The sequence below is a fragment of the Streptomyces sp. NPDC050743 genome (genome assembly GCF_044456925.1).
Classification (GTDB): Bacteria; Actinomycetota; Actinomycetes; order Streptomycetales; family Streptomycetaceae; genus Streptomyces.
Map to the genome: position 1 here is coordinate 1 of NZ_JBITGJ010000153.1, position 11,774 is coordinate 11,774.

Sequence of the window (11,774 nt, forward strand, 5' to 3'; positions counted from 1 at the left end):
ACCAGCCGGGTGACCACCTCGCGCAGCTGGGTCGCGGTCACCGCGGTGGCGTCGTCGGCCGGCCCCAGCCGGATCGCGTCCAGCACGGCCGTCCAGGACGTGCGTCCTGTCTCCAGGGCAGCGACGAAGGAGTAGGGCCAGCCGGGGGGCGAACTGATCCGCGCTGCGGCCCCGCCCGTAGACGTGGCAGAACAGCAACTCCGGGCTGGTGGGGGCGTCGGGACGCAGCCAGTTGCTCACGTCCACGGCGAGCACGATCCGCCCGTCGGCGGCACGCGGCAGCGGCGTGGTGGCCAGCAGCCTGCGCAGGCGGCGCGGCTCCAGCCAGCCGTGATTGACCGCGTCGTACATCGCTCCGTGCCCGCGCCGGTGCTCGGCTGTGAGCGTCAACTCGACCAGCGACGTCACTGGGCCATCCGAGCACAGCACCGCGTCGGTCAGCTCGAAGAGCGCATCCGCCCGGGTGTAGAGGCAGTCGTAGAACGCGACACGAAAGTGGGACAGGACGCCCAACGCGGCGTCAGTGGATCGTTCAGGGGCGAGACTCTTCACCAGCGGCCGTTCCTTCACGCGACGTTGCTCGACACCTCGAAGCGTGAAGAACGGCCGCCCTGCTGTCCCGGGAACGAACCAAGATCAGCAGGTCGGGTGAACGGCCCAGGTTAAACACTAAGCTTAGAGCGTCCGCCAGTAGGTCAGCGGATGCGGGGGCTGCGCGGGCGGGTGTCCCAGCGGTAGGTGAACCAGGCTCGTCGGATCAGACTGCGGATGGTGACGACCGCTGTGGCCAGGGCGATGTAGAACTCGACGCACACCCGGCGGCGCTCGGTGCAGCGGCGGAGCTTGCCGAAGTTGTTCAGCCACGAGTTCGTTCTCTCTACCACCCAGCGGCCGTCCGCCTGGATCGGTGTCTGCTGGCCACGTTTGGCGATCTGCGGAGTGATCTGGCGCTCTGTCAGGTCCTCGTAGACGATGCGGTAGTCGTATCCGGCGTCCAGGCTGAGGGCGGGCTGTTCGGGCAGCGGGCCGAGCACCTTGCCCAGGTCGCGGTACTGGTCGAGGGTCGCCGGAAGGAGCGTGTGGTCGCGGATGTTGGCCGGGGCCGGGTCGGTGACCAGCGGGATACCATAGGCCTCGGTCAACTGCGAGCGTTTGACGCCCTATTTGGCACGGTCAACCGGGCTCTTGCCCGCACATTCGCCTCCGGAGGGCGCCTTGGTCTGGCAGCCGTCGGCAGCCAGGTGTTCCAGCTCCAGGCCGACCATGCGGTCGTAGGCGGCCAGAGCCGCCAGGCGCAGTGCCTCGCCCATCCCCAGGGTGATCCAGTGGTCCCGGCGGCGTCGGATCGTGGTGGCCGAGCAGGCCTGGTCCACCACGCGCTCGTAGCCCATGCCGGACACCAGGACCAGGATGAGCCGGTCGAAGACCAGCGCATCGGGGATGCGCGGGTTGTGGCAACCCAGCGGGTGGTCGTCTCGGTGCTCCGGCAGTAGCGCGAGGAACTCCTCACGCAGCGGCTCCATGATGCAGGCCGGAACGACAGGCACGAACCCTCCCCGAACACGCGGATGTCGCAGCGCCGCGCCCGGGCGGTTCAGCGCAGCGCGCCGGCCCTGGTGTGCAGTTCGGCCCGGTCGGCGGCGGCCGTGCCGTGGGCCCACCCCTCGCGGTCGTTGGCGTATGCCGAACCGTGACTGTAGGACAGCTCGCCGAACAGCTCGTCCACCTGGTCGTCCACCGCTTCGGCCCGCGAGGCCAGCACGGGAAGCAGTGCTGCCGTACGGCCGGCCTTTTCGGCCGCCTTCACCGTCTGCTCGGCGACCCGCCCGAGGCGCTCCTCGATCCTGGTGGCGTAGGCCACCAGGAACGACTGCCGAAAGGACCGCGTGCGGGAGCTCCCGTCCCCGCGCTTGCGTGCGCCCGCCGCCTGCAGCGCAGCCTGGGCCTGGACCAGCAGCGAGGTGAACAGCAACTCGACCGCCTCCACGTCGGAGGCGAAGCCGACCACTGTGGAAAAGCCCAGGTTCTTCGACCACACCGTGCGGCAGCGGTTCGCCTCGGCCACCGCCTGCAGCAGCACCGCCTTCGGCTCCTCGTACGGGGCATCCACCGCCACCCGCACCCCGCCGGGCACCTGCCGCTCGCCCCGCTCCGCTGCCAGCAGCGCCGTATCGATGCTGTGCTGGGACATCAACTGCTGCGCCTTGGCCGTCAGCGCTTCCGCCTCCTCGGGGAACGAGGTCGACTCGGCCTTCGTCAGCAGCGCCCGGATCTTGCCCAGCAGCGAAGACTCCACCCCGCCGGCCTCGGCCGTCCCGGTGCTGCCGGTCTCGCAAGGCACCGGCATCAGCCGCGGCACCTCGGGAAGCTGGCTCAGCAGTTCCAACAGCTCCACGACCGCCCGTCCCAGCACCGCAGGCTCGCACTTCTCCCGCGCGGCCACACCCTCGACGTAGGCGTCGTCGTCGCCCCACCACACCGTGGCCGACGCCTCCGCGAGCTGCTCGGCCCAGCGCCTGGGCAACCGCGCCGCCGGATACTCGCGGTGCTCGGCGGCGACCAGATCGGCCGCGATCCGCGCGTGCCGCACAGACAGCTCCCGGCGCGCGACGCGCACCACATCCACCGGCTGCCAGCCACGGTGCCACAGATCGTGCACCACCACCCCACCCACCTGGAGCACCGCCCGGCTAACGCCGCGCCGGGTGAACAGCGCAGCGGCCCGCTCAAGCGCCGCCTCGCGACGCCCGGCGTCCCCGGCAGGCACCGCACACAACCGTGCCATCGCCTCATCCAGGAGATCCACGATGGTCCGCGGACCACGCGGCGGAGGAACGGACCCACCACTACCCGGGCAGAACGGATCACCACACTCGCAGGAAGCGAACCCGAAAACCGCCCCCTGCCCCGCCCCGCTCCGCCGCTTCGCGTCCCGCTGCTTCTTCTTGACTCGCCGACGCTCCTGGTTGCGCTTGCCCAACCCAGTTCCCCAAGCCCTCTATCACCGACCATCCGCCGACACTGAGCGTAGCGGCAAACCGGAACACGCCGCCCCGGCACCGACGGAACAGAACGCCAGCACGAGCGATCAGCAGCAGACCTACTGGCGGACGCTCTTAGTGCTCGCCGCACCAGGTGCGGTACGCCGCCACCGCGGTCGGCAGCGTCGGGAAGATGAGGTCCCTTCCGACGGAGTCTGCCAGACCGTATGCCTTGAGGTCGTTCAGCAATTCCTGCTTTACCCGGGCCAGAGCGAACACGATGCCGCGGCCGGTGAGCTCCCGGCGCAGCTCGTCGACCGCGTCGAGGGCCGTGATGTCGACCTCGACGTTGGCCTCGGTGTTCAGGACGAACCAGCGCACCGGGCCGGTCTGTTCGTCGACGGCGGCCAGGGCCCGGCGCCGGAAGTCCTCGGCGTTGGCGAAGAACAGAGGCGAGTCGTAGCGGTAGACCAGCAGACCGGGGATCGTGCGCGCCTGCGGATAGTCGTCCACGTCATGCATGCCCGCCACTCCCGGCACCAGCCCCTCGACCGCGTCGTGAGGGCGCGCGACCCGGGTGAGCAGTTCGGCCACCGACAGGCCGACCGCCACGATCACCCCGTAGAGGATGTCCAGGGCCAGCACGCCGACCAGGCAGCCGAGCGCCAGCAGGAGTTCGCGGCGGCGGAAGGAGGCCAGGCGGCGGAAGCCGTCCAGGTCGATCATGCGGACGGCCGCGTAGACGACCAGCGCGCCGAGCACGGCGGAGGGCATGCGGGTCAGCAGCGGGCTGAGAAAGAGCAGGACTGCCAGCACCACAGCGCCGGAGACGAGGGAGTAGACCTGGCTGCGCGCGCCGGTTGAGGAGGCGAGGGCGGTGCGGCTGGCGCTGCTGCTGACGGGGAAGCCGTGCAGGACGCCGGCACCGAGGTTGGACGCCCCCAGTGCCAGGAACTCCTGGTTGGCGTCGAGCCCCGGGCCCTCCTCTTCATGGCGTGTGAAGGCGCGCGCGGTGAGGATGAAGTCCGTATACGCCACCAGGAGCACTCCCAGAGCGGGCAGCACCAGGCGCGGCAGCTCGCCCAGGTCCGGCAGTGCGAGGGAGGGCAGCCCCGACGGGACCTCGCCGATCACCTTGACGCCGTGCCGGTGGTCGAGGCCGAAGACGGTGACGGCTGCCGTGCCGAGGATCACCGTGAGCAGCGGTCCGGGCAGCGCAGGCACGTACCGCTTCACCGCGAACAGGAACGCGAGTGCGACCGCGGAGAAGGCGAGCGTTGGCGGATCGCTGTCGCCCAAGTGCACAACGAAAGACCACAGTTGCGGGAAGAACTCCGAACCGGTCGTCCGCACGCCGGTGAGCCTGGGCACCTGGTCCACCATCATGATCAGGGCCACTCCCGCCAGATAGCCGGTCAGGACCGGACGGGAGAGCAGATCCGCCAGGAAACCCAGCCGCACCACCCGCGCGACCAGGCACAGCAAGCCGACGGTGACCGCGAGAGCCGCGGCCAGCGACGTGTAGCGTCCGGCATCCCCGGCAGCGAGTGGACCAACCACAGTGGCGGTCATCAGCGCGGTGGTGGATTCCGGCCCGACCGACAGCAGCCGGGTGGACCCGAACAGCGCGTACATCGCGAGGGCGGGCAGGATCGCCCACAGTCCGGCGACCGGTGGCAGCCCGGCCACGCCCGCGTAGGCCATCACCTGCGGCACGAGGTACGCCGCCACCGTGACGCCGGCCAGCAGGTCACCCCTCAGCCACGAGCGCCGGTAACTGAGCAGGGCGTCGAGGCCGGGTATCAGCCGACGCCACCACGCAAACCGTCTGCCCGCACCCTCAGCCATGTGCCGCCCCTCTCTGCCTGGGCCCAGCATCCATGGCCGCGCGATCATCCGCGATACCCGCCCGGTCTTCCACCTGCCCAGTTCGCCACCTCCAGCCCAACGGGCCTCGCGTGCAGGGACGTTCAGCCCAACGGATGGAGACCTTCGGCATCCGGCGCCAGGCCAGGCATCGGACGAGAGTGAGACACGTCAAGGAGACAACGATTCATACATCCCCGAAGGGATCACCATCATGGCCGTGCACGAGCACCCTCACCGGAGCCCGGGCTTCCACCTGTCGGCCGCCTTCCGCTGGAACCGGACCGGCTCCGGCTCCCAGTCCGCCGTGTCGGCACGTCTCGGCACGCACACCGCGCAGGCCTACGCCCTCGCCTCCCTGCGCATCCTGACCGGGTTCGTCTTCCTTTGGGCGTTCCTGGACAAGACCTTCGGTCTGGGTTACGCGACCGCCTCCGGCAAGGGCTGGATCGACGGTGGGTCGCCGACGAAGGGCTTCCTCAGCTCCGTCGCCGCCGGGCCGATGGAGTCGACGTTCCACTCCTGGGCCGGTGACACCTGGGCCAACTGGCTGTTCATGCTGGGCCTGCTCGGCATCGGCCTGGCCGTCATGTCCGGTGTGGCGCTGTGGCCGGCCGCGGTGGCGGGCACGGCGATGATGGCGCTGATGTGGATCGCCGAGTGGCCGCCGGCCAAGCACCTGTCGAACGGCGCGCCGAGCATGTCGACGAACCCGTTCACCGACTACCACGTGATCTACGCTCTCGCGCTGATCGCCGTGGCGGCAGCGGGCGCCACCTGGGGCCTGGGCCGGCCATGGGCGCGGCTGCCGATCGTCCGCGACCACACCTGGCTGCACTGAACCGAACCCGCACGCGGCGGGACGGACCTCGCCCCGGGCCCGTCCCGCCGGGCCGTGTCAGGGGCCCATTGTCCCCGCTGAAGGACCAGCGGCCGCTGCCCTGAACAACCCCCGAACACGACGCTGGAATCGGGTCCCCTCGGGGGCCCCGATTCAGGAGGTGGAGAACATGCCCCGCACCATCACCGTCGGCCTCGACGGCTCACCCGAGAGCCGCGCCGCCGCGGAATGGGCGGCCCGCGAGGCGAAACTGCGCGGCCTGCCGGTGAAACTCGTCCAGGTATGGGAGCCCGTCCCGGAGCCCATGGCCCAGGCCCCGCTCCTCGGCGCCGAGACGCACCAGCACTGGACCGAGAGGATCCCCCGCGAGTCCGCCGACGGCCTGCGACTGCGCCACCCCGGAATCGAGGTGACCACCGAGCAGCTCACCGGACGACCCGCCGAAGCCCTGGTCAACGCGGCCAAGGACGCCGACATGCTCGTCCTCGGCGCACGCGGCCTGGGCGGGATCGGCGGATTCCTGGTCGGCTCGGTCGGCCTCGCGGTCGTGGCGCATACCGAGCGGCCCGTGGTCCTGGTCCGTGCCGGTGAACAGGCCGCGGACGAGCACCAGATGGACCCGGCAGGCATCCCGTCCGCAGCCACGGCGTTCCGTCCCGTTGTCCTCGGGCTCGACGTCGCCCGCCCCGACGAGGCGCTGATCGGGTTCGCCTTCGAGGCCGCCGCGCGCCGGTCGGTGCCGCTGCGGGTCGTGCACGCCTGGAACCCGCCGCCCTACTACGCCTACGGCATGGCTCTTGAGCCCGCGGTCGAGCGGGAGATGGCGAACGGCGACGCCGTGATGCTGAGCGAGGTGCTGCGCCCGTGGCGGCAGAAGTACCCGGACGTCGACGTCGTGGAGCAGTCGGGCTACGGCAGCCCCTCGCTCCTCCTGATCGACGCCTCGCACGAAGCCTCCCTGGTCGTCGTCGGCCGCCGCATCCGCAACTCTGCCGTCGGCGCCCACATCGGCACCGTCACCCACGCCGTCCTGCACCACTCCACCGCCCCCGTCGCCGTCGTCGCCCACGACTGACGCACCCCCAGAGGAGAGAACAGATCATGAAGGCAGCGGTCGTACGAGCCTTCGGCGAGCCCCTCGTCATCGAGGAACGCCCCGACCCCGAACCCGGCCCCGGCCAGGTCCGCATCCGCGTCGAGGCCTCCGGGCTGTGCCACACCGACATCCACGCCGCACACGGCGACTGGCCCGTCAAGCCCACTCCGCCCTTCGTCCCCGGTCATGAAGGTGTGGGCCTCGTCGAGAAGCTCGGCGACGGCGTCACCCATCTGAGTGTGGGGGACCGGGTCGCCGTGCCGTGGCTCGGGAAGGCCTGCGGGCGGTGCGAGCACTGCCTGTCCGGCTGGGAGACGCTGTGCGAGCAGCAGGTCAACACCGGGTACGGCTGCGACGGCGGATACGCCGAGAAGATGCTGGCCTGGGCCGACTTCGCTCAGTCGGTGCCCGAGGGCGTCACCCCGTTCGACGCCGCCCCGCTGACCTGCGCGGGCGTCACCACGTACAAGGCACTCAAGGTCGCCGACGTCCGGCCCACCCAGCTCGTCGCGATCTCCGGCGTCGGCGGCCTCGGACACCTCGCCCTGCAGTACGCCAAGATTGCCGGAGCCACCGTCGCGGCCATCGACGTCACCGACGACAAGCTCGAACTTGCCCGCGAGCTCGGAGCCGACCTCGTCATCGACGCCCGCAAGCAGGACGTCGGCAAGGAGCTGAAGAAGCACGGCGGCGCCCACGCCGCGATCGCCCTCGCGGTGAACCCGGCCGCGTTCGAGGCCGTCAACTCCGGCCTGCGGCGCGGCGGCAAGCTCGTCATGGTGGCCCTGCCCGCCCACGGCACGATCCAGGTCCCGATCTTCGACACCGTCCTCAACGGCACGTCCGTCATCGGCTCGATCGTGGGCACGCGGCAGGACCTCACCGAGGTCTTCCAACTCCACGCTGCCGGCCGGACCAAGGTCATCTACGAGACCCGTCCGCTCGCCTCCGTGAACGAGTCCATCGACGCCGTGCTGCGCGGCGACATCAAGGCCCGGATCGTCTTCGACCTGGACGCGGGAAGGTGAGCGAGATGGAACTGCCCCTGGTCGTCGGCGTCGACGGTTCGGAGCCGAGCCTGCGCGCCGTTGACTGGGCGGCCGACGAGGCCGCCCTGCGGGGACTGCCGCTGCGGCTGGTGTACGCCTCGCTGTGGGAGCGGTACGAAGGGACCGCCCTCTCGGACGATCTCGGCAAGCCCTCGGACCAGGTGATGGCTGAGGACATCGTCGAGACCGCCGCGCGCCGGGTCCGCACGCGTCAACCCGATGTGAAGGTCACCATCGACGTGCTGCCCGAGGAACCCGAGTACGCGCTGGTACGGGAAAGCCGCACCGCCGCCGCCATGGTCCTCGGCTCACGCGGCCGGAGCAGCCTGACCGAGGCGCTCCTCGGCTCCGTCAGCGTCACGGTGGCCGGCCACGCGCACTGCCCCGTGATCGTGTTGCGCGGCAGCCACGACAACCGGGCCGTACCCGGCAGGCACGGCCGCATCGTCGTGGGCGTCGGCGAGGAGCCGACGGACGCAGCGGCGATGCGCTTCGCCGCTGAGGAGGCACAGCTCCGCGGCGTGCCGCTGGAAGCCGTCCGGGCCTGGCGCTGCCCCGCACACGAGACGACCGACCACCCCCTGCTGGCCGGCGAACCGGCCCGGCTGCACGAGGAGAAGGCAGCGGAGGCGCTGGAAGCAGCTCTGCGGGACGTCCCGGCCGACGTCGAGGTGCACCGCCGCACCGTCGAGGGCCACACCCGCCAGGTCCTGCTCGGCGCCTCGGCCGACGCCGACCTGCTCGTCGTCGGGGCCCGGCGCCGCGAGGGCCACTACGGCCTCCAGTTCGGCCGCGTCGCCCACGCGGTGCTGCACCACGCCAACTGCCCCGTCGCCGTCGTACCGCACCGGACGTGAGCCCGATGACCGGCTTACAGGCTCGCCGCGTGATCCGGGACGTACGTCTGCAGATCACGCGGCGGCCGCTCGTAGCCGGTCGACGGCGGCCGACGCGGCAGCTCCAGAACCGGTGGGGGCACGTCGTGATAGGGGAGCGAGCCGAGCAGATGGGCGATCATGTTCAGCCGCGCCCGGCGCTTGTCGTCGCTCTCCACGACGTACCAGGGCGCCTCGGAGATGTCCGTGTGGATCAGCATCTCGTCCTTGGCCCGCGAGTACGCCTCCCAGCGAGTGATCGACTCCAGGTCCATCGGCGACAGCTTCCAGCGCCGCAACGGATCCTCCAGACGGCGCCGGAACCGCTCCTGCTGCGCGGTGTCGCTCACTGAGAACCAGTACTTGCGCAGCAGGATCCCGTCCTCCACCAGCATCCGCTCGAAGATCGGGCACTGCCGCAGGAACAGCTGGTACTCCTCCTTCGTACAGAAGCCCATCACATGCTCGACCCCGGCCGGGTGTACCAGGACCGGTCGAACAGCACGATCTCCCCGGCGGCCGGCAGATGCTCGACGTACCGCTGGAAGTACCACTGGGTCCGCTTGCGCTCGGTCGGCTTCGGCAGGGCCGCGATCCGCGCCACCCGCGGATTGAGATGCAAGGCGACCCGCTTGATGGTCCCGCCCTTGCCCGCCGCATCCCGCCCCTCGAAGATCACGACCAGCCGAGCACCCTCCGCCCGCACCCACTCCTGCAGCTTCACCAACTCGGTCTGCAGGCACAGCAGTTCCTTCTCGTACACCTCGCGGGGCAGCTTCGCCGCCTTCTTACCAGCCATGCCGCCTCCACCACCGACGACTCACTGAGCCACTCCCGACCACGGTAGGCCCCCGACTGTAAAGGAGTTCCTCACCATGACCGTACGTGTCGGCATCAACGGCTTCGGCCGGATCGGCCGCACCTATCTCCGCGCGGCCCTCGACCGCGCGGAGGCGGGCACCCAGGACGTCCACGTCGTTGCGATCAACGACATCGCCCCGCCCGCCACCCTCGCCCACCTCCTGGAGTACGACTCGACCTTCGGGCACATCGGACGCGAGGTTGCACACGACGACAGCTCGATCACCGTCGACGGCCGGCGGATCAACGTCACCGCTGAGCGGGACCCCGCCGCCCTGCACTGGTCCGACTACGGAGCCGACATCGTCATCGAGTCCACCGGCCGCTTCCGCGACCGCGACTCTGCGGCCCTGCACCTGAAGGCCGGCGCCCACACCGTGCTCCTGTCGGCGCCCGGCAAGGGCGTCGACGCCACCATCGTGATGGGCGTCAACGACAACACGTACGACCGTGATCGCGACCGGATCATCTCGGCCGCCTCCTGCACCACCAACTGCCTCGCACCGATGGTCAAGGTGCTCGACGACGCCTTCGGCATCGACCGCGGCCTGCTGACCACCATCCACGGCTACACCAACGACCAGTCCCTGCTCGACGGCCCGCACAAGGATCTGCGCCGCGCGCGTTCGGCGGCGCTGAGCATCATCCCGACCAGCACGGGCGCCGCTCGCGCTGTCGGCCTCGTACTGCCGGAACTGGCCGGTGCACTGGACGGGATCGCCGTCCGGGTGCCCGTGGAGGACGGCTCGCTCACCGACCTGACGGTCGTGCTCAATCGCGAGGTCACGGCCGACGAGATCAACACGGCCTTCGCCGAGGTTGCCGAGGGACCGCTGAACGGCATCCTGCGGGTCTCGACAGCGCCCATCGTCTCCCGCGACGTCATCGGCGACCCGGCCTCCTGCGTCTTCGACGCCGCGCTCACCCAGGCCAACGGCACCCTGGTCAAGGTCTTCGGCTGGTACGACAACGAGTGGGGCTACACCAACCGGCTCTTGGACCTCACCGCCCTGGTCGCGGGTGATTGACGGCTAACGGGAGCGAGCGATTCCCCTGTGCCCGAGCAAGGGCACAGGGGTGCGGACCTGCTGCACTCGCGCACTGCGATGAGGCACTCGGCACCGCGGGGCAACCAGCGACCGTCGGCTGCCGTTGCAACCCGATCAACGAGAGCGGCGTAGCTCCCGTGCCACGCGGGCCAGGTTCACTCCGTATCCGACGCCGAAGGCGTGCGGCGTGAAGAAGGCGTCGCTGTCGGGATCCCAGAACTCGCGGGCGATCTTCTCCGGTGTGGGTCGCCGGAAGTCGTACGGGAGCCCGAAGACGCGCCCTGTCCAGGTGCGCGCCTTTGAGGGTTTACGCAGTTCCTTCGCCAGGGCTGCGGCGACGACCGCGCCGGCGGCAACGAGCACCATGTTCCTTTGCAGTTGCCTGTTCATGGTCAGACGCTACGCGGCGTCCAGGTGCGAGGCCAAGGCCATGGCGCAGGGCGACAGGGCGCTCGCGTAGTAGGTGGTCCTGGCCGCTTGTGGCGGCAGCAGACCTCCGCGCCGCTGGGAAAGACATGCACCTTGGCGCCGTGGCGGGGGACGCCTCGGCCTCAATGCCCGTCGCGGACGCGCGGCCGTACGACGTGAGACTCAGGGCCGACCGGCCCAACGCTGCTCCCGAGGCCCCGTTGGGGTCTCACCAGCGGGTATCGGGGATGCAGACCAAACTTCACCGTTGGGCGGCGGCTGACCATGGCCGCAGGTTCGACGATCTGTTCAACCTCGTATGCGACCCGGCGACGCTGCTCGTGGCGTTCGAACGGGTCGCGCGCAACAAGGGAGCCCGGACCCCGGGCGTCGACGGCCTCACGGTCGTCAACGTCGAGCGGGAACTCGGTCTCCCGGGCGACCTGGAGCAGGTTGGAAAAGGCTCACTGGCAGGTAGTGGTATTAGCCCAGGACGGCTTCGTGGCACTTCCCACGCGCACGAGGAGGGGTGGACGCACTACACCGGCCGGCTCGCCGTCGCGGCAGCGGGCGGCGATCCCGGTCCCGACCCCTGGATGTGAGCGGGCTGGATGTGAGTCGGCGTCACACGTACCCACGCCGCTGGACGAAGTCGAGGGCCAGTGCACCGAGCGGGACGTTGAGCCAGAACGTGAGCAGCCGGTAGACCAGGACCGCCGAGGTGGCGGGCCCGGCCGGCACACCGAGC

Annotated in this window: 9 protein-coding genes and 3 pseudogenes; 6 read left to right on the forward strand and 6 right to left on the reverse strand. The window is 70.3% G+C overall.

The annotated features are described in order from the left end of the window. From ACIBJF_RS48465 to ACIBJF_RS48480, 4 genes and pseudogenes are all read right to left on the reverse strand, one after another. A pseudogene (locus ACIBJF_RS48465) lies at positions 1–513 on the reverse strand (transposase); the annotation flags it as partial. 182 nt (positions 514–695) lie between these two features. Continuing rightward, a pseudogene (locus ACIBJF_RS48470) lies at positions 696–1,547 on the reverse strand (IS5 family transposase). 47 nt (positions 1,548–1,594) lie between these two features. After that, positions 1,595–2,767 carry a DUF2786 domain-containing protein gene (locus ACIBJF_RS48475; protein ID WP_399184278.1) on the reverse strand — a complete coding sequence of 391 codons (1,173 nt, stop codon included), beginning with the start codon at positions 2,765–2,767 and terminating at the stop codon, positions 1,595–1,597. Between the two features lie 349 nt (positions 2,768–3,116). Continuing rightward, positions 3,117–4,829, reverse strand: a complete 1,713-nt coding sequence (locus ACIBJF_RS48480) for a SulP family inorganic anion transporter (RefSeq protein WP_399184280.1) — start codon at positions 4,827–4,829, stop codon at positions 3,117–3,119. A gap of 232 nt (positions 4,830–5,061) precedes the next feature. On the opposite strand from ACIBJF_RS48480, the gene ACIBJF_RS48485 reads away from it, so the two are divergent. From ACIBJF_RS48485 to ACIBJF_RS48500, 4 genes are all read left to right on the forward strand, one after another. Beyond that, a complete protein-coding gene (locus ACIBJF_RS48485) occupies positions 5,062–5,688 on the forward strand; it encodes a hypothetical protein (RefSeq protein ID WP_399184282.1) in 627 nt (208 codons plus the stop codon). Between the two features lie 169 nt (positions 5,689–5,857). Next, positions 5,858–6,763, forward strand: coding sequence for a universal stress protein (locus ACIBJF_RS48490; RefSeq protein WP_399184284.1), 906 nt, complete (start codon positions 5,858–5,860; stop codon positions 6,761–6,763). Positions 6,764–6,789: 26 nt separating this feature from the next. Next, positions 6,790–7,812, forward strand: a complete 1,023-nt coding sequence (gene adhP, locus ACIBJF_RS48495) for an alcohol dehydrogenase AdhP (protein WP_399184286.1) — start codon at positions 6,790–6,792, stop codon at positions 7,810–7,812. A 5-nt stretch (positions 7,813–7,817) separates the two neighbouring features. Further along, positions 7,818–8,690, forward strand: a complete 873-nt coding sequence (locus ACIBJF_RS48500; protein ID WP_399184288.1) for a universal stress protein — start codon at positions 7,818–7,820, stop codon at positions 8,688–8,690. Between the two features lie 14 nt (positions 8,691–8,704). Here the strand turns inward: ACIBJF_RS48500 and ppk2 are convergent. Continuing rightward, positions 8,705–9,507 (reverse strand): annotated as a pseudogene (gene ppk2, locus ACIBJF_RS48505) (polyphosphate kinase 2). A 76-nt stretch (positions 9,508–9,583) separates the two neighbouring features. Between ppk2 and gap the strand changes: the two are divergent. Next, on the forward strand, positions 9,584–10,597 hold the full coding sequence (gene gap, locus ACIBJF_RS48510; RefSeq protein WP_399184290.1) for a type I glyceraldehyde-3-phosphate dehydrogenase: 1,014 nt from the start codon (positions 9,584–9,586) through the stop codon (positions 10,595–10,597). Positions 10,598–10,732: 135 nt separating this feature from the next. On the opposite strand, the gene ACIBJF_RS48515 is transcribed toward gap, so the two are convergent. Further along, positions 10,733–11,008 carry a DUF5808 domain-containing protein gene (locus ACIBJF_RS48515; RefSeq protein ID WP_399184291.1) on the reverse strand — a complete coding sequence of 92 codons (276 nt, stop codon included), beginning with the start codon at positions 11,006–11,008 and terminating at the stop codon, positions 10,733–10,735. Between the two features lie 266 nt (positions 11,009–11,274). Between ACIBJF_RS48515 and ACIBJF_RS48520 the strand changes: the two genes are divergently transcribed. Then, a complete protein-coding gene (locus ACIBJF_RS48520; protein ID WP_399184292.1) occupies positions 11,275–11,628 on the forward strand; it encodes a hypothetical protein in 354 nt (117 codons plus the stop codon). The last annotated feature ends 146 nt before the right edge of the window (positions 11,629–11,774 follow it).